The sequence below is a fragment of the Parabacteroides bouchesdurhonensis genome, from assembly GCF_900186615.1.
Classification (GTDB): domain Bacteria; phylum Bacteroidota; class Bacteroidia; order Bacteroidales; family Tannerellaceae; genus Parabacteroides; species Parabacteroides bouchesdurhonensis.
In genome coordinates, this window is sequence record NZ_LT896588.1 from 1,544,303 (window position 1) to 1,562,531 (window position 18,229).

The window sequence follows — 18,229 nt, forward strand, 5'->3', positions numbered from 1 at the left end:
TATTAGATGCGTCTTCTTTCAAGTATTCGCAAACTCGAAAAGATTCAAATTTTGAATTTATTCTGACAAAATGTGTCGTTGTGTATAATACGATTTTGAACTCTGGTATAAACTTAGCAAACGATGAAAACTTGATTAGGGATGAGTTTCTGAAATATTTAAAAGACTATGACTTTAAAGTAAAAAACGAATTAAAGCATTTGATTTTTGATAAGGAAATACCAGAAATCACAGGAAGAGTGGATATTCGTATTCTCCCAACTAAGGATGAATATGTAAACGATAAAGCTTATTATATTATTGAATGTAAAAGGTTAAATACAACTAACTTTAGTGGAACAACAGGATTGAATGCGGAATATGTAAAGAATGGAATATGCAGGTTTTCTACCGGATATTATTCTTCGTATTTTGGTTGTAGTGCAATGTTCGGTTTTCTTGTAGAACCGGTGAATATACAAAAGGACATTGTGAATAATATAAATTCGATGTTGAATACAAATTTTGTCAATGCCCAAGGACAGTCAGTTAATGCAAATGCAACACAGCAAATACAATATGAGAATTTTGCTAATGGATATTCTCATTCCTATGTATCAAGACATACTTATCGTTCCGGAAATGAATTAACTTTATATCATCTAATGTTTGACTTTTCAAAGAATATCCAATAAAACTAACCTTTGAATCCAATTTAGCCTATCAGCAAGAAGCAATACACTATCAGTTATTCTATAAAGAAGAAAAATAGACTAATGAAAGAAGAAAATAAAATTATACTCTATCAAGATGATAACGAAATAACTCGTGTGTCAGTGCGCTTTGCTGATGAGGATTTGTGGCTGACACAAAATCAGTTGGCAGAAATATATTGTACTACTCAACAGAATATTAGCCAACATGTGGATAATATTTATAAAGATGGTGAACTTGCCCTGGAGGCAACTAACAAGAAATTCTTGTTAGTTCGGCAGGAGGGAAGTCGTCAGGTAAAGACCGCGACGGATATGCCTGAACGATTGAGAAAAGCACTACCGGATATGGAAGAACTTAAAAAGCTGTTGTAATGAATAAAATGAACCAAATCCTTGTGAATAACTCCACAAAGGCCATTATTTGCCACAAAAAAATAGCAATTTTGTGGCAAAATATAAAACTATGGGTGCTAACAGCTCTTACAAGGCTATGTATGACAGTAGTGCCTTTCTTGGATTTGCACTTCTTCTAGGCTCAAAATCTTCTAGTATTATACCCTATTTGATATAATTCTATCTGATATAAATAAATTATACCTTTTCTGATATAATATGAAAGCTTGTGAATAATTTGTCCGCCACAGTCAAGATATTGCGAAAGCAGTATGATCTAACGCAAGAAGAACTATCGTTGAAGTCGAGGGTCGGGCTGCGCTTTGTTCGTGACCTTGAACAAGGAAAGGAAACCTGTTGCAAAAACTGTATCTTTTCGGACAAAACATAATTTATATCTATCCGCCAGATAGATATAAGAAAATTTATAACTTCCCCCTTGCGTATTCTGTTGTAGATTTGTTCTTGTAGAACTAAAAGAAAGGAAAAGAGTTATGCTAAAGAAGGATTTTACGGCGTCGATGCGGTTGCAGGAGCGGGTAAAGAGGAGACGGGGGGCGGAGAGTACGGCGGACTTGTACAGGGCTGTGCGCAACCGGCTGCTGTGCTATTCGGGTAAGGAATGTGTGATGGTGAAGGATGTTACGGTCTCGCTGGTCGCGGGTTTTATGGAGTGGCTGCATGCGGAAGGGTTGCGCGTCAATACGGTGAATAGTTATATCAGCAACCTCAGGGCGATGTATAACCGCTGCCTGCGTGAATCGAACAGCAGGTGTCCGGCCGACTATCCGTTCTACGGGTTGAAACTAAGGCGGGAGGAGACGGAGAAACGTTCTGTTCCGGTGGTGGCGATGGGGGCTTTGGCAGGTATGGAGTTGCCGGAGGGAACAGGTTTGTCGGTGGCGGCGGACCTCGCTTTGTTTTCGTTTACAGCCTGCGGTATGCCTTTTGTCGATCTGGTTCACCTGACGAGGGAGAATATCCGCGACGGCAAGCTGCTGTCGTACCGTCGGCGGAAGACCGGCACGCTGATAGAGCTTGAACTGACGGAGGGGATGAAGCGCCTGATGGGGAAATATGCCAATGCGCATTCGGTTTATCTTTTCCCTGTTCTTCGTGAAAGTTCCACGTATGCGGACTATAAAAGGCTGCTCCGGCAGTATAACGCGTCTTTAAAAGTAATCGGCGTACGTTTGGGGTTGCAGGAGAAATTTACGTCTTACACCATCCGCCACACCTGGGCTTCGGCGGCTTACCGCCAGCATGTCGACATCTCGGTTATCAGCCAGGCCCTGGGACATACTTCGGAAAAAATGACGCGTACCTATCTGGCGCGACTTGATCCGATGGAAATCAGCGCGGCGAATAAACGGGTTTCAGGGCATGTGGATGAATTGCTTTTGAAGAGAGCTTGAACCCTTATTTATGAAATAAGGTACGGGGGCTTGGGAAAGTCGCTTTGTATTTGTTGAAAAAACAGACAAATCAAGCTAACTCGCGACAAAGTTAATAATAATTTGTTATAAACAAAATCTAATATTATAAAAATGAATGCCCTTTTAAGAGCCTTCCCTCTATTCTATTGCTATTAATATATGTTTTTTTATGGATGTGTTCTCTTATTTAGTAAAAAAGTCTTATATCCCTGTTTGAAGGGTGTGACATGTTTGGGCGCTATGAAAATTAACTCCCTTTTACATAATAACGGCGGTTTCTTTACCTCCTGAAACGGGTTTTATAACGGACTTTTTCCAGTTTTCTCCTTGCCGGGAGAACTGTAACCATTTTCTTCCTGTGGAATTCCTTTTTTTTCGTCTTTTTATCCGCCCCGTACCTTATTTCATAAATAAGGGTTAACGGACGGGGAAAAAGGTAAAATCAGAAGAGAGGGGATAAAATGAAAATTTGCAAATTACAATTCTTGCTTTTCCTGTTGTTGCTTCTAGGGGGATGTAAAGATGAAACGGAAGATGTGACCGGTACGGGTAAACTGCTGTTGACAGTGCCGAAGTTGGACGCGTCACTCTGTTATACGTTGTATGCCTATCCCGAAGGAACAGACAAAGTAATTACCACGCAACTTGTTTCAGAAAGCACAGAATGCGTCTTGCCTGCCGGCATTTGCTCTGTGGCGCTGGTCGGATATGACAGTGAAAGCCTGGAACCGGTCGATACCGAACACTTCTCGAGTCTCGGACTGGGCATAAAAAACGCACCGGACATTTTACTCCCTTTACCCCATCCCGCATACCGGGCTACAGCCCCTTCCGTCCGGATAGAAAAAGACGGGAACACCTCCCTTCCCCTCACGCCGGAGGCATTTACCCCTGTTCTTCGCCTGCAGGTAAAGCTGGGGAAAGAATTCTCCGGTATGGAAGCCGAAGGGACATTGGGCGGCATCGTGGCACAACGGCTTATAGCGGGTGAAACGGATAAAACACAAGAGACAAAAAAACTGAAACTGCCGCTCCGCACGGTGACGGATGCCGGGACGTATGAGGTGGAAGCCGGTTTGCCCGGAGTGGGAGAGGAAGCTTGTACGCTTACCCTTTCGCTGCGTGACAAAGCGGGACATACCTGTTCGGGAAGCCTGGACATGACGGAACTTTTGCAAACGGCCCTTGCCGGAGGAAACGACACGCTGGATATCTCCTGCAAAATAACGCCAGCCGTGCCTATCCGCCTTACAACAGGCATACAGACGCGCGCGGCGATAGACGCCTTCGACAATACGCCGGTGGGCATTGTCTACGGAACAGCTCCCGGAAATTACGACGGATATTGGGAAGGACGCGCTGCCGGCGGGGAGATTACGCTCACTCCGGAACGCTATTACCCTTCGGACGGCTCGGCGCTCTATCTCTGCGGCTATTATCCTTTTGCCGAGATGAAGGACGGAGTGATCAAATATACCCTGACAGGCGGTGAAGACCTGATGTTGTCATCCGAATCGGTTGGCTCGCTGAGGAAACCGTTCGACCGGGAAGACGGCGGCGCTCCCCTGAGCTATAAACACCTGCTTACCCTGCTGGGCTTTTCGCTGGAAATAAAAAATATGCCATCCTTTTATAAGGTACGTTTAGTGAACATGAACGGCTATATCTCGAATGTAGAGGTGTCTCCGGGAAAAGGCGGCATCGTGAAGGCCTCCGACCCGTTGCCGGTCAAGGTCTATGAGGCGCCTGCCGGTGGCGGTATCCCTGTGGAGAACGGCAAAGTGGACTTGCCGGGATACCTGCTGGTAGTCCCCTCGGCAAACCTGACGGTAGACCTGCATCTAGCGGTGAACAATGACCCGGACAACGACCGGGTGTTTAAAAATGTCCCGCTTCAACTGTCGGGAGGCGAAGGCGGCAGCGCTTTCGAGGTAGTGATCAATCTGGGGTACGACCCGTTGCCACCTACTCCCACTCCCGATCCTGTACCGGACGGGGTAACGCTTGGCATACAAGTCCGGGTGTCGGACTGGGAAACGGTAATAAAAGACGGTGACCTGGCGCTCCGTCCCGATAAAAATAACCCCGACAATATATAAGAAAAAACAATTTTACGACGACTTAAAACGAAATGAAATGAAAAAGAGAAACATTTTGCAGATCACTTTTCTGGCTCTCTGCGCCACACTTTGCACCTCCTGTACAAATGAGGAGGAAACAATCGCGCCTGCACCTCCGGCAGGCGAGCCTGTCCTGCTCCAGGTTCATACCGGGATAGAGCTGACAAGAAGCGCCATCCAGGGCAGTACTGATGCCTCGACGGTAGGAGCGGCCTTGGATTCTATTGCCGTGTATGCTAACAGTGCAACCCAGCATAGCGCAACCAATAATTATTCCGTATATAAATGGGACACTTCGGCAGCAGGCGCGTGGGTTATAGACGGTAAGGATTCAATCAAATTAACCGGCGAGACGGCCAAAATCTATGCCCATTATCCGGCATATAAGATGAATAATGACGGAACGGCAGATAAATCAAGTGCTTTGAAACCGACAAGCGCCGCCCCGTATATAGGTTCAAGTACGATTGCCATATCCGTGTTTGAAAAAGACGACGTAACGGCTGCCAACCATACCATTACTCCGGTGGATAATGCGGATAAGGACAGTGGTGGTAATGACAATATCAGCGGTAAAGGCAAACTGGCTACCGCTCCGGGTGATATAGACTATATGTATGCCGATACCAGTACGGCTGTAACAGCAACCGCAACCAGTCCCGACGTAACGCTGAATATGAAGCATGCCCTGTCGATGGTCAGCTTCCGCGCTTATAATGACGGGACGTATAATGGGATCGGCCTGTTGACAAAAATTATGCTTAAAAACAGCAACAACGGTACAGCCCTGGACAAGGGTACAAGTCCTGCAATGCAATTAAACGGCATACTTGTTAAAGGAGTTGCTGCAGCTGCGACATATACCCGGTTAATAGGAACTAATGACGAAACATTGGTAAAAGCAACTACAACAGACATTGATGGCAAGACGCTAGCTAAAGAGAAGTCCAAAAAGTTCGGCATCCTGGTCCTTCCGGACGAGATGGCCGGTAGCAGCGGTACTGCCGGCGCTGATAAAAGTTCCGTTAACGTGGTTCTGACCATCGATGGCGTTGATTATACGACAGCATTGCCAAACACCGGAGCTACCTGGGTGCAGGGCAAGAACTATCTCTATACCCTGAAACTAAGCGGTGCGGGCTTGTCCGTTACCTCCGTAATGATAGCAGACTGGACTACGGAAACAGCCGGTAGCGACCTGGAAATAAAATAAAGAACCGGATGAAGACAGTGTTTACACATATCACCCTGTGCGCCTTCCTTTTGTTTGCTTCTTGCGTCAAGGAAGGCGACGGCGCTGATCCGGATCAAGACCTTGCCACTCCGGTAGCGATGCAGGGGCGTGTGGCGGATGTAGAGCTGGAAACCCGTGCCGGTGCTACCACGAGTAATATGAATGGTAAGCACTTCGCGGTGTATGCTGTGAACCACACGGACGGCGAAACCGCCTACGGCACTCTTCCGGCGGGTACGCGGGGAGAATATGAGATACAGGCGGACGGCTCTGCCAAAGGGGTGGAGGGTAAAGAACTCTGGCTGGTACACCAGCGCGCCCGTATTTATGCCGCCCATCCGGCGGGTACGTTTGAGCCCAGTAAGAATATGAATAACAACGATACGGTCCCCCGGCTGGTCATCCCGACCGGGACAATCGTTTATCAGAATACGGCTACCGCGGATGCGAACCGGAAACAGTTGGATTTTGCGGCGGCGGACAGTGATTATATGTATGGGGTGGCTTATAGCAACGGCGCGTTCGGTACGGATCACCCACTGGCGGACAATGGAAAATTACGTCCGGGTGAAGACCGGGTGAACGAATGGGGGCCTTCGGTCAGCTTCGGTTTCCGGCATGCTTTTGCACGTATCTGCATCGTGCTCAAACGGGGACAGGACTATAACGGTTCTACCAGCGTAACACAAGTAACCTATACGCGTGATATGCCGGGCATCGACAGGAATACCCGGATGAACCTGCACACCGGTGCGCTAGAGGGTCTGACAACGGCAGCATCGAAAGCTTATACTTATGACCTGTCCGCGATGACGGATAATAAGATAACTACGGCTACCGATGACAAGGTGGTAATAGAGAGTTATGCCTTGCCTTGCGAGCAGAAAGCATCGAAATTCTCGGTAACGGTGGACGGCAAAGAAATGGAAGTTGCCCATTCCGCCGATGTTGCGTGGGAAGCTGGCAAGGTATATGTTTATACCCTCTCGATTAAAGGAACAGGGTTGGAAATGACCGGAATTACGATGGAAAGCTGGACTGCCGGCTCTTCTACCGGCAGCGTGGAAATATGATGCAACGGATAAATAAAAAAACAATGGGAGCTAAATTGACATACGCTTTAAGTGGGGCGCTGTTCTTGCTGTTTGCCGCCTGCAATGACGAAGAACAGGTGCTTTCCGGCAGTGCGGACTGCCTGCTGCGGCCGGCATTCGAGGCGGAACAGGCCTCTGCGCCCGTGAGCCGTTCCGTTATCAGCGGGATAGGGTCGGCTACGGCAAACGGTACGATTAACAGTATCAAGCTGTTTCTTACAAAGGAAGACCATAGCGCTTATACGGGTAACGAATCGTCCGTCTTTTCTACTGCAAACGGTACAAGCTGGACGGGAAGCCCGGAGATCAAACTTTCGGGCGACAAGGTGTATGTATATGCTTTTTATCCTACGAGCGCAGCGGTTACCAGAGCTGCCGGCGCTAACACGCATACTATTCCGGTGAGCGTCCCGGCTATCGCCTCTTTCGATGGCAGCAGTACCTGGAACTGCAGTACGACGGACTACCTGTATGGTGTAAAGCCAAACTCTTCTCAGGAAGAAACAGTGACCGCCAGCAACCGGGATAGCGAGTTTAGTCCTTCTATTTATATGCGCCATGCTTTGGCACAGGTCGTGTTCAAGCTACAGGCGAGTAACCCGAACAGTACATACGACTATGTAAAGGAAATACGGCTCTCCGTTCATGCCGGTAATGCGCAGAAATTCCGGGCCGGAAGCGGGACGATGCAGATTAAAGACGGAGCGCTTTCGCTTACGGATACGGAAACACTGACTTTTCGCGCGTCGGTAAACCCGGTTTGTGCGACTACATCGTCGGTAACCGTCGGCTACGGGCTGGCAGCGCCTCTGGCGGTAGCGCCGGAAAATGTGTCGTTGACAATCGTATTGGGTGAAAAGGGCGACGCGTCGAACGACCGTACCCTGACGGCCACAAACACCGGGTTTAATATCCAATGGCAAAAAGGGCATATATACACGTATAACCTGAAACTGAAAGACCGCAACCTGACGCTGGACGGCGCTATTACGGACTGGGTGCAGGGTGATCCCACCTATACGGGCCCTTGGGATAATTGAATAAATGACGAAGGAGGAATACGATGACAGGATACAGATACGGGAAACAATTATTATGGATGGCGTTACCGCTCTTATTGGCGGCGTGCGGCCATGAAGCGGAGGATCTGGTAACGCCGGACGAAGGGCCGCTTCGCATCACGGCGGAGATAGGTATGCCTGTGACCCGCGCTACGGATACGGCTTTTGAAGAAGAGGACATAATTGCGGTTACACAGACAGGCGGTAGCACAGGGAATTATAAAAAAACAGGTGGTAACACTTGGACCTGTGTGTCTGGTGAGAATTTCGCAACGATAAAAGACAATACCGCTTTTACCGCTTCCTATCCGGTTGGTTTTTCCACGATTTTGGAAGATCAAACCACGAAGGAGGGGTACACCAATAGCAACCATTTAACGGCAAGCGCCTCGTCTGCCGCTAACCACCTGAACTTTACGTTTGCCCCGGCAGGTGCGAAACTAATTATCAATGTGGCGTATAAGGAGGCTACGGCTGTTACCGGCCTGTCGGTAGCAGGCAACGGCATCTGTACCACGGCAAATTCGTCGGAAACCATCAAACTGCTCCGTGTAACAAACAGCGAAGCTTTAACCTACCATACGTTTACCGGCATTATGCGTGCGGCCGCGTATTCTGCCGGATACAAAATAACGCTGACCGGAAGTGACAATGCTACAAAAACATATACGCAGCCGGCATTCGAACTGAAGGCCGGCCATGCTTATACGTATAATTTTACGTACGGGGTGGATTTGGTATTGAACAGCGTAACGGTAACGGATTTTACAGAAGTAGAGGGTGATAAAGGCGGCGATGTGGGGGATGCCACCTGAAACAGGCCTGCGGAGGAAATGAGAAAAGTAAAACAAGACAGGATATGAAAATAAACGGATTATTAACAGGCGCTCTGGGTCTTTTACTGTATTCCGCCTGTACGGCGGAACACCCGGAAGAGGAACGGACAGGGCTGCTGCAACTAAAGGAAGTAGCGGTGGGCGGTGAAACGCGCGCCCTGGTAACAGCCGACGGGCTGGCAGACGTTTCGCTGTATGTTACGCGTGAGGGAGTGCCTTATACGCTGGGAGGGAATACGCCTTTGGTACAGTTTACAAAAAGTGGCAATGCATGGTCAACCTCCTCCCCGTTTTCTATTTACGGCGGTAAGCCTGCCAAGGTATATGCCTGTTATCCTGTGGTGAACGCCGTTTCTTCTTCCGGAAGCAACGTGTTTACAGTTCCTGTGACGGTTATTTCGGAGGATGATTTTTCGGCCGGTTCGCAAACGGATTATCTGTATGGCAGCAGTGAGGCAACGGCGGAAAGCCCGTCTGTAACCCTTGCCATGCAACATGCTTTGGCAAAGGTGAGTTTCTGTGTCAAAAAGGCGGCAGGTACAACGGAGACCATTAAACTGACAAAACTGGAAATGCTGAGCGTCGGAAATAACCTTTGGCGCGGAACGGGCGTAATGAACCTGTCGGACGGTTCGCTGGACGGATTGACTTCATCGGTTTCGGTGCTGTTGACCAGTGTCGAAGGGATCGTGCTTAACGATAATACGACGGCCGCCAATCTTTTCAGTCTGGTTGCCCCGATGAAGAAGCCGGAGCAGCAATTGTCGTTTCGCCTGACGGTGGAGATTGACAATGATTCATATACCTTCCTGACCGGTTCGGTAAAGGGAGATGTACAATGGAAAGCCGGCCGGCATTACCTCTATACGATTACGGTCAACAAAGTGGGAGGAACGCTTACGGGGATTCAAATTAACGGTTGGATGGACGATGCGAGCCAGGATACGCATATCGGAATTTAAAAAGGAAAATTGCATATGATAAACAGTCGGGTTGGAATATGGACGGTTTGTGTGGCGCTGCTGTTGGCGGCGTGCACCCGTGATATGCCGGAAGGAATAGACAGGCCGGGCGGAGAGGAAGAGGCCGGAACTCCGGTGGAGCTCTCTTTTGACCTGGGAGGAGGCGCGGCGACGCGCGCCGCACAGGAGTCGATGGCGTCCGGTACGAAAATACAGATTTATGTGTATAAGAAAGGAGCGCAGGTGTCCGGAGAGCCTTATGCCCAAGGGGTGTACACGGTACAGTCCGACCTGACGGCAACGGGAGAAATCAAACTTTACCGCGGGGAATATGACATCTATCTGGTGTCGTATAATTCATCGGAAGCCGGAGATGTTCCGGTTCTGTCAAGTACGGATAATAAGATTGCGGTTGGTAACGGTAAGGATTTTATGTATCTGACCCTGAAAGGAATCCGCGTACAGCCGGATAAAGCCGGAGGACAGTTGATGACGGTTTCCCTGGCCGAGCCTTTCACACGCATGGGGACGAAGGTAGGCATCTCGGTCTGCGCCCCGAATACCACCCAACCGGTAGAGGTAAAATCCCTGGAAGTGGTGTCCGTAGTGTTGAAAGGACTTCCCGAAAAACTTTCTTATATACTGGGCAACACCTCGTGGGAGGCAGCGGAAAAATATGAATCATCTTATACGTATAAAGGCACGGATTTTGAGCACCAAGGTACAGCGTGGTTCGATCCGTGGATAGCTGATGCGCAGGTGCTGCTTCCGGTAGTGCCTGCTACAGGGCTGGCTGAACTGGTATTCGAGGTAAAACTGAAAGTGAACAACTTGCCGGATGTATTTACTTATGATGTTGCCCTGGAGAAGATGTTGCTTCCGGGTATGATGTATAATTTCGAGTTTTCCCTGAAATTTTACGGGGCTTTGACTCCGGAAGACCTGACGATTGCCGTCAAAGAATACGATGAGATCAAGGTAGGTACGGATGATTTGGGAAAAGATTAAAGAAACAGGAGTATGAATATAAACAGGATATACATATACGGACGGATCGCATTGGCAGGATGGTTGTTGTTATGCGTGTTTTCTTCGTGCGAAACAGAGGAGGCGCGGCAACCGGAAACAGAGGGTTTGCGTATCTGCCTGCGCTTGCCGGAGGCGCTGACGGTGGAAACGAAAGCGGCAGGGGATAAGATTCTGGACGGAATCACAATAGGCGATGTATGGGTGCTGCAGTATGCTGCCGACAGCACGTTCAAACATAAACAATATATATCAGGAACAGACATTCTGGCTGCTGCCGCTAACCAGACTATTACGCTTACCACGAGCGGTTTCAGCAATGAGGATAGCCGTTTCTATGTGATAGCGAATGCCGGAAACACAAATTCGACGAGTTCCTTTAGCGGAACGGAGACGGAGTTGCAGGCGCTTTTCCGGGCGACGAACGACGGTTGGTCGCAGAGCGAATATAATCTGGTTTCCGCCGGGCCGGTGGTGTATAAGGCGCAGACTGGAACATCGTCGGACAAAGCCGTCATTGTAGCCCCTTTGCAACGCGCTTTTGCCCGTGTGCAGGTGGCGTGGAAGTTCACGGGTAGTACGGGTAGCGGTACGGTGAAGATAAACAGCGTGAAGGTAACGAACCTGCCGAAGAAGATGGCGTTTTATGCCCGTGGCGGCCGGCCGGCGGGTATCGCCTATCCGGATATCGGAGATATAATAAAGGACACAAAAACAGTAAGCAGTCAGTCATTAACCCAGAACTCGACGCTGACTTTCTATATGCCCGGAAACCTGCGGGGGATGGGTACGGGGACGAAGTTTACCGATAAGAATGTGGTAGCTAACGGTCCGGGTGGCACTTTGGCCGGGTGTACTTATCTGGAACTGGAGGGGACATATACCTATCCGGGCAGCAGCGGGCAGATCGGGGTGAAATACCGTATCTACCTGGGCGGCAACCTGGTGAACGACTATAATATCCGCCGGGGATACTCGTATGCGGTAACATTTAATATCAGCGGTGCGAACAGCGCGGATGTGCGGGTAACGGTAACCGATGATAATGTGGTGGTGTTTGACGATGTGGAGACGGTGGACAACACAGTGGATTTTTAAAAGGACAGCATTATGAAGAAAGGACAATTCAATATATGGATGGGGGTTGCCATCCTGCTGCTGGCAGGCATGGCCTCCTGTGAGGACGAATGGGACAGGCAAGCCGCCGGAAAAGGAGAGGGCGATGCGGTAACGGTTACGCTCCGTATCGGCTTGGCGGACGAGGAGGATGGTTCTCTGCCTTCCACCCGCTCGGCGGAAAAGGACGGTGGGGCGTTCGGTATAGAGACGGGCGTTGTTTCCACCCGTGCATCGGTATTGAAACCGGATAAACTGTATAACCTGGAGGTGGGGCAATTCGACCTGTCGGGCAAGTACATGGCAAAAGCGACGGTAGCCAATAGCAGTACCGGAATAACAATAGGTGACAAAGTTACGCTGACCGGCCTGCAGGCGGCACCTAATGGTTGCCAATTGGTAGTGGTGGCAAGGGGAAGCGATGGCGGTACGGTGGCTACATTGTCGGCAAACCAGCCGCTGGACAGTGTGCGTGCCTTGTCGGTAGCGGCGGAGAAGATCAATGCGCTTGATCCCACAAAACTGGAGGATATGAACAAAATGCCTTATGTGCTGCATGTGAAAAATGTTATTATAGATAGTAACGGCGTTATCAGCAGCCCGGAGGGCGGTACGGAAGATGTCCGTTTGAAGCTGAGACGCCTGGCGGTAAGATTGAATATAAGCTGGAACTATGAAGTGGCGGATTATACCCTGCAACGCGTGTTGGTGCAGGATGTACCGAGGAACTACAACCTGTTGCCCAAACCGGAGGCGGACGGTTCGTATCCTTCCCTGGTGGGGCAGTTTACTTCGTATATGGTGCCGAGTACTAATGTGAGTGTCCATAACAGCTATTCCTACTGGATGCCTGCCAACGTGCGTGGCAAGAAGCCGGAAATCACATCGGTAACGATGCGTTCCGGATCGATAGCTCCGGATGGCAGCACGTACCTCTATTTTACGGCGGTGAATAACTCTGTTTCGTCTAAAAAACTGAACTACCGCGTTTATCTGGGCGGGCAGGATGTGACGGATTTCAGCTTGTACGATAATACGGATTATAACTATACGGTCAATTTCAAGCATACCTCTTTGCCGGTGGATGATGAACGGGTGGAGATTGTTTCGCCTGTGCCCGCTTCGGAAAACAACAATAATGAAATACCTACGGCAAACTGCCTTCTGGTAACTCCCGGTAGCGCTTTCTGTTTCGACCCGTATGCTTACAGGCAGAACGGTACAGACATCGAGAATACGCTCCTTACGGGTTGGGCTAAAGACGAAGGAGGTATCGCCTCGGTGAAACTTCTTTGGCAAACGAAGGAAAACGGCGACGTGGGTGATCCGGTAGTGGGCGTGGTCAATTCGGAAACCGACCATACGAACATCGTAGAGGTGAAATTCCGCGACGGCACGGATGTTTCGGCGGCCTCCCCGCTGAAAGAGAAGGGTAAAGGCCTTATCTATTGCCGTGTGGCAAACACCAAAGGCGGTAACGGGGTGATAGCCGCCTATAACGTGAGTGGCGAAATATTATGGAGCTGGCATCTCTGGATAACAGAATATAGCCCTGACCCGACAGGGAATGAGACGGTGACGACGGAGAATAAGCAGAAGCATAAGTATAATAGAAGCGGACGTGATGCCCAATTGCCCATGATGGATCGTAACTTAGGGGCAATGGCGGGTTACAGCACTGTGCCGGAGCGGGAAATAGACCGTTCCAAAGCAAATGGTCTCATGTATCAGTGGGGACGGAAAGATCCGTTTAGAAGCAGTTATACGGAGGAAGTAATTGGATCAATACCGATAGGTTCTTCGGTTGATGTTCCTCTGAAGGGGATATTAAGTTGCTATGGAAGTGATGGTATGACATTCTTTCCGATGAAGATACCAAATATAGCAGCAACTTATCGTGAAGCATATAAAAAAGTGAATACAGTGTTCAAAGTACCAACGCAACAAGGATGGGTATCACCTGTTCCTTCTGACTATTCAACAGCGTGGGGTATGGGGGCAAATAAGGCGATACATGATCCTTGTCCGACTGGTTGGCGTGTTTGTACACAAGAAAATTTCTTTCCCTTATTTAGTTCAGGTACAACATTAGATAAAGCAACTGACAACAATGCCCAGAAGGATGGAGGTTTCTTATTAAAATATGATAGCAGTGATCCTACAAAAACAACTTATTATAGACTGCCGGGATATTGGTATGAAGATCATTATGGAAATATTGGTACTTTTGGTTACTATTGGAGTAACAAAACAGATAATCAAACTGATTCAGGAAAAGGCCCTTATCCTTTGCGATTATTAGCTGATAATACTTCTGTAAATACGTCTGGAGGTGCTAGTGATTACGCCGCATTATTAATCCGTTGTATTCAGGAAAAAGAAAACTAAATATGAACAAAACAGACTTATCGAATGAATTAGCTAAACGCCTGTCTGTTTCCCGATGTCAGGCCCGCCATTTTATTGATGCTTTCAGGGAAGTGTTGGGCGACTGTTTATTACAGGACGATTCCATTTTGATACAGGACTTCGGCAGGTTTGATCTTTGGATTCAGAACGAGCGTAATGGGCGGAATCCGAAAACAGGTACTCCTGCCATTATTCGTGCCCGTAACAGTATAAAGTTCAAACCTTCCCCCCGTTTACTGAAAAAGTTGAACAGGAAGGAATAACCGCTTCCCCGTCCGGGAAGGGCGGAGGCGTGTGGATTTTGGCTTTTTTACCGGATTCGCATTTCGCGTCGGAGGGATACACATTCCCCCTCCGTACGTGAAAATGAAAAATGAATTGAAACGGCTGCAATCCTTGTTTGGAGTGGCCAGCCCTACCGTCCGCCTGTTCGAGGCGCAAATGAAATCCCTTTCTCCCGACGTCCGCCGGGAATGGGAACACTTAATCTGCCGCCTTGCCTTCGGCTATTACGACAACCTGCCTAAGAGGTATGAGAAGTTTATACGAAGGTATCTATCGCATAGCCCGGATGTTTATTTGAATTATTTGCGCCTCCATTCTCCAATGGGGGCTTTTTGTTATCCTTTACTTCACCCTGATTTGTTCCTGAAAATGGTTCATTTGCTTGAGACTTCCGAAAGAAAAACTAAAATTTCCTACTGCCATTTAGCATCCAGTATCCTCCTGGCGTTTGATTTCCGATTGAAAATAAGCACATTATCCAAATATCTGCGTACTTATAAACATGCACCGGAAGAAATCCTGAAATTGATCGGTAAAATAGAGATATATGAAGATGATATGCTTGATTAGCAGCAATATAAACCTTTGTAAAGTTGGAATTTCCTCTTTTTCGCTTGCTTTACATTTGCATCGTGTTCAACAGTGGACACATAAACCTTTTAAATTTTATAATTATGTCACAAGGATTTAAGTTAGTACAGCGTTCCAGTAAACCTGGAGAACAGGATGCAGAGAAAAAGTATTATGCAATGGCGAAGAGCAACGGCACATCCAGCCTGAAACATTTGTGTAAGTTGATTGCCGCCCGCAGCACCGTGTCGAGCGCTGATGTAAAAGCGGTGTTGGACAATCTGAACTTTGTCATGGACCTGGAATTGCAGGAAGGCCGTATCGTGCAGTTGGGTGAGTTCGGGAATTTCCGCCTTTCGGTGAGCAGTGATGGCGTGACCGATCAAAAGGATTTCGACAACAGTCTGCTTCGTAAGCCGAAAATCGTCTTTACGCCGGGCAGCGAACTGCGCGAGACCAAGAAGACGACCGAGTTCACGAAAGTTACGCCCGAAGTGGTAGAGTGCAACCGTCCGCATGCCGTATGATTTACGGACTGAGAATGCGATTAGTAATGGCGCTGCCGCACGAAGCGGCAGGCCTTACTATCCTGCACATTCGCCGGTGCTTTGGCCGGCGTGGATTATTCATACAAATTAAAAAGCAAATAAGATGAATGTAGAAAAAATAATCGATGTTCTCACAATTGTAGCCCGCTGTATAAAGGCGGCCGGAAAACTGATTGGTAAGATAAGCGGCAAAAAACCGCCGAAAAAAGAGGAAGTGCCCAAGGATACAGAATAAAGAATATAGAAAGAAGAGTGCAAATACAGGCTTTTACGGCCCTTTTGTCCGGATCGCTAAAAACTTTTTTCAATTTTTTCTTTGGAAAATTTGGTGGTTTAAAAAAAGTCCTTACCTTTGCACTCGCTTTTCAAACGAAAGCAAACAACGTTCTTTGAAAAATTTACATACAACTAAAAAGTAGTACAAGTATTAAAAAATTAATACCGTCAATACTTACAATAAACAAGGTTATTCTGAGCAGAGATAAAAACAATTTAACAACGAAGAGTTTGATCCTGGCTCAGGATGAACGCTAGCGACAGGCTTAACACATGCAAGTCGAGGGGCAGCGAGGTGTAGCAATACACTGTCGGCGACCGGCGCACGGGTGAGTAACGCGTATGCAACTTACCTATCAGAGTAGGATAGCCCGGCGAAAGTCGGATTAATACTGCATAAAACAGGGGCTCCGCATGGAGATATTTGTTAAAGATTCATCGCTGATAGATAGGCATGCGTTCCATTAGGCAGTTGGCGGGGTAACGGCCCACCAAACCGACGATGGATAGGGGTTCTGAGAGGAAGGTCCCCCACATTGGTACTGAGACACGGACCAAACTCCTACGGGAGGCAGCAGTGAGGAATATTGGTCAATGGGCGAAAGCCTGAACCAGCCAAGTCGCGTGAAGGATGAAGGTTCTATGGATTGTAAACTTCTTTTATAGGGGAATAAAGTGCGGGACGTGTCCTGTTTTGTATGTACCCTACGAATAAGCATCGGCTAACTCCGTGCCAGCAGCCGCGGTAATACGGAGGATGCGAGCGTTATCCGGATTTATTGGGTTTAAAGGGTGCGTAGGTGGATAGATAAGTCAGCGGTGAAAGTTTGTGGCTCAACCATAAAATTGCCGTTGAAACTGTTTATCTTGAGTATGTTTGAGGTATGCGGAATGCGTGGTGTAGCGGTGAAATGCATAGATATCACGCAGAACTCCGATTGCGAAGGCAGCATACTAAACCATCACTGACACTGAAGCACGAAAGCGTGGGTATCAAACAGGATTAGATACCCTGGTAGTCCACGCAGTAAACGATGATTACTAGGAGTTTGCGATACAATGTAAGCTCTACAGCGAAAGCGTTAAGTAATCCACCTGGGGAGTACGCCGGCAACGGTGAAACTCAAAGGAATTGACGGGGGCCCGCACAAGCGGAGGAACATGTGGTTTAATTCGATGATACGCGAGGAACCTTACCCGGGTTTGAACGCATTTGGACCGGAGTGGAAACATTCTTTCTAGCAATAGCCATTTGCGAGGTGCTGCATGGTTGTCGTCAGCTCGTGCCGTGAGGTGTCGGCTTAAGTGCCATAACGAGCGCAACCCTAATCACTAGTTACTAACACATCAAGGTGAGGACTCTAGTGAGACTGCCAGCGTAAGCTGTGAGGAAGGTTGGGATGACGTCAAATCAGCACGGCCCTTACATCCGGGGCGACACACGTGTTACAATGGCGTGGACAAAGAGCAGCCACCTGGCGACAGGGCGCTAATCTCCAAACCACGTCTCAGTTCGGATCGGAGTCTGCAACTCGACTCCGTGAAGCTGGATTCGCTAGTAATCGCGCATCAGCCATGGCGCGGTGAATACGTTCCCGGGCCTTGTACACACCGCCCGTCAAGCCATGGGAGCCGGGGGTACCTGAAGTCCGTAACCGTTGAGGATCGGCCTAGGGTAAAACTGGTGACTGGGGCTAAGTCGTAACAAGGTAGCCGTACCGGAAGGTGCGGCTGGAACACCTCCTTTCTGGAGCACAGAATTACCGAGTATAGTAACGAAGGTATTAACTTCCTTACTTGTGCTGCTTTAGTTGTAATGTATTTATATATGATCTTAAAACTGGACAACCCAGTAGAGAAAACAGAAGCTTCGACGCGGTATCCCCGCGGAAAGAAAGTTTCAGGAAGAAAAAGATAAGCCAGTCCTATAGCTCAGTTGGTTAGAGCGCTACACTGATAATGTAGAGGTCGGCAGTTCAACTCTGCCTGGGACTACACTCCGGGAGAAGTAGTAAAAGTAGTCAGGAAGTTAAAGTAGATAAGTCTACTAACTACTAACTACCAACTACTATCTACCAAACCAAGAGGGGGGATTAGCTCAGCTGGCTAGAGCATCTGCCTTGCACGCAGAGGGTCAACGGTTCGAATCCGTTATTCTCCACAACACT

The 18,229-nt window shown here is 48.3% G+C and carries 15 protein-coding genes, 2 tRNA genes, 1 rRNA gene and 2 pseudogenes; all 20 read left to right on the forward strand.

What is annotated here, in order from left to right; all coding sequences use genetic code 11:
• Positions 1-80 precede the first annotated feature (80 nt).
• The 20 genes and pseudogenes from C1721_RS06675 (at position 81) to C1721_RS06760 (ending at position 18,222) form a co-directional block, all read left to right on the forward strand.
• Entirely contained in the window at positions 81-674 is a 594-nt protein-coding gene (locus C1721_RS06675) for a hypothetical protein (RefSeq protein WP_159063552.1), read from the forward strand.
• An 81-nt stretch (positions 675-755) separates the two neighbouring features.
• Positions 756-1,007, forward strand: a pseudogene (locus tag C1721_RS06680) (virulence RhuM family protein); the annotation flags it as partial.
• Between the two features lie 310 nt (positions 1,008-1,317).
• A pseudogene (locus C1721_RS16300) lies at positions 1,318-1,443 on the forward strand (helix-turn-helix domain-containing protein); the annotation flags it as partial.
• Positions 1,444-1,582: 139 nt separating this feature from the next.
• The gene (locus tag C1721_RS06685) at positions 1,583-2,503 is read left to right on the forward strand and encodes a tyrosine-type recombinase/integrase (RefSeq protein ID WP_102407674.1); all 921 of its coding nucleotides are present in this window, start codon (positions 1,583-1,585) and stop codon (positions 2,501-2,503) included.
• Positions 2,504-2,985: 482 nt separating this feature from the next.
• Positions 2,986-4,623: a fimbrillin family protein gene (locus C1721_RS06690; RefSeq protein WP_108745536.1), complete on the forward strand. Its 1,638-nt coding sequence runs from the start codon at positions 2,986-2,988 to the stop codon at positions 4,621-4,623.
• A 37-nt stretch (positions 4,624-4,660) separates the two neighbouring features.
• Positions 4,661-5,857, forward strand: a complete 1,197-nt coding sequence (locus C1721_RS06695) for a fimbrillin family protein (protein WP_102407676.1) — start codon at positions 4,661-4,663, stop codon at positions 5,855-5,857.
• An 8-nt stretch (positions 5,858-5,865) separates the two neighbouring features.
• On the forward strand, positions 5,866-6,951 hold the full coding sequence (locus C1721_RS06700; RefSeq protein WP_102407677.1) for a fimbrillin family protein: 1,086 nt from the start codon (positions 5,866-5,868) through the stop codon (positions 6,949-6,951).
• 23 nt (positions 6,952-6,974) lie between these two features.
• The gene (locus C1721_RS06705) at positions 6,975-8,012 is read left to right on the forward strand and encodes a fimbrillin family protein (protein WP_159063553.1); all 1,038 of its coding nucleotides are present in this window, start codon (positions 6,975-6,977) and stop codon (positions 8,010-8,012) included.
• Positions 8,013-8,035: 23 nt separating this feature from the next.
• On the forward strand, positions 8,036-8,848 hold the full coding sequence (locus C1721_RS06710; RefSeq protein ID WP_102407679.1) for a fimbrillin family protein: 813 nt from the start codon (positions 8,036-8,038) through the stop codon (positions 8,846-8,848).
• Between the two features lie 44 nt (positions 8,849-8,892).
• The gene (locus C1721_RS06715) at positions 8,893-9,831 is read left to right on the forward strand and encodes a fimbrillin family protein (protein ID WP_102407680.1); all 939 of its coding nucleotides are present in this window, start codon (positions 8,893-8,895) and stop codon (positions 9,829-9,831) included.
• 15 nt (positions 9,832-9,846) lie between these two features.
• A complete protein-coding gene (locus C1721_RS06720) occupies positions 9,847-10,839 on the forward strand; it encodes a fimbrillin family protein (protein WP_102407681.1) in 993 nt (330 codons plus the stop codon).
• Positions 10,840-10,851: 12 nt separating this feature from the next.
• Positions 10,852-11,955 carry a DUF4906 domain-containing protein gene (locus C1721_RS06725; protein ID WP_102407682.1) on the forward strand — a complete coding sequence of 368 codons (1,104 nt, stop codon included), beginning with the start codon at positions 10,852-10,854 and terminating at the stop codon, positions 11,953-11,955.
• Positions 11,956-11,967: 12 nt separating this feature from the next.
• Positions 11,968-14,361 (forward strand): DUF4906 domain-containing protein, encoded by a 2,394-nt coding sequence (locus C1721_RS06730; RefSeq protein ID WP_102407683.1) that lies wholly within the window; start codon positions 11,968-11,970, stop codon positions 14,359-14,361.
• Positions 14,362-14,363: 2 nt separating this feature from the next.
• A complete protein-coding gene (locus tag C1721_RS06735; protein ID WP_102407684.1) occupies positions 14,364-14,645 on the forward strand; it encodes an HU family DNA-binding protein in 282 nt (93 codons plus the stop codon).
• A gap of 115 nt (positions 14,646-14,760) precedes the next feature.
• Positions 14,761-15,237, forward strand: a complete 477-nt coding sequence (locus tag C1721_RS06740) for a hypothetical protein (RefSeq protein WP_234347372.1) — start codon at positions 14,761-14,763, stop codon at positions 15,235-15,237.
• A gap of 23 nt (positions 15,238-15,260) precedes the next feature.
• Complete coding sequence (locus tag C1721_RS06745; RefSeq protein ID WP_234347377.1) at positions 15,261-15,764, forward strand: HU family DNA-binding protein; 504 nt, start codon at positions 15,261-15,263, stop codon at positions 15,762-15,764.
• A 124-nt stretch (positions 15,765-15,888) separates the two neighbouring features.
• Positions 15,889-16,020, forward strand: a complete 132-nt coding sequence (locus C1721_RS16410; RefSeq protein ID WP_261793748.1) for a hypothetical protein — start codon at positions 15,889-15,891, stop codon at positions 16,018-16,020.
• A gap of 260 nt (positions 16,021-16,280) precedes the next feature.
• Positions 16,281-17,808 (forward strand): 16S ribosomal RNA (locus C1721_RS06750).
• A gap of 174 nt (positions 17,809-17,982) precedes the next feature.
• A tRNA-Ile gene (locus C1721_RS06755) sits at positions 17,983-18,056 on the forward strand.
• Positions 18,057-18,148: 92 nt separating this feature from the next.
• Positions 18,149-18,222 (forward strand) — tRNA-Ala (locus C1721_RS06760).
• Positions 18,223-18,229 lie beyond the last annotated feature (7 nt).

Bases quoted from the DNA above. Each gene is read 5' to 3' on its own strand.
- C1721_RS06735 (WP_102407684.1), top strand. From the start codon at position 14,364: ATGAACAAAACAGACTTATCGAATGAATTAGCTAAACGCCTGTCTGTT.
- C1721_RS06725 (WP_102407682.1), top strand. From the start codon at position 10,852: ATGAATATAAACAGGATATACATATACGGACGGATCGCATTGGCAGGA.
- C1721_RS06685 (WP_102407674.1), top strand. From the start codon at position 1,583: ATGCTAAAGAAGGATTTTACGGCGTCGATGCGGTTGCAGGAGCGGGTA.
- C1721_RS16410 (WP_261793748.1), top strand. From the start codon at position 15,889: ATGAATGTAGAAAAAATAATCGATGTTCTCACAATTGTAGCCCGCTGT.
- C1721_RS06710 (WP_102407679.1), top strand. From the start codon at position 8,036: ATGACAGGATACAGATACGGGAAACAATTATTATGGATGGCGTTACCG.
- C1721_RS06730 (WP_102407683.1), top strand. From the start codon at position 11,968: ATGAAGAAAGGACAATTCAATATATGGATGGGGGTTGCCATCCTGCTG.
- C1721_RS06690 (WP_108745536.1), top strand. From the start codon at position 2,986: ATGAAAATTTGCAAATTACAATTCTTGCTTTTCCTGTTGTTGCTTCTA.
- C1721_RS06700 (WP_102407677.1), top strand. From the start codon at position 5,866: ATGAAGACAGTGTTTACACATATCACCCTGTGCGCCTTCCTTTTGTTT.
- C1721_RS06720 (WP_102407681.1), top strand. From the start codon at position 9,847: ATGATAAACAGTCGGGTTGGAATATGGACGGTTTGTGTGGCGCTGCTG.
- C1721_RS06715 (WP_102407680.1), top strand. From the start codon at position 8,893: ATGAAAATAAACGGATTATTAACAGGCGCTCTGGGTCTTTTACTGTAT.
- C1721_RS06705 (WP_159063553.1), top strand. From the start codon at position 6,975: ATGGGAGCTAAATTGACATACGCTTTAAGTGGGGCGCTGTTCTTGCTG.
- C1721_RS06695 (WP_102407676.1), top strand. From the start codon at position 4,661: ATGAAAAAGAGAAACATTTTGCAGATCACTTTTCTGGCTCTCTGCGCC.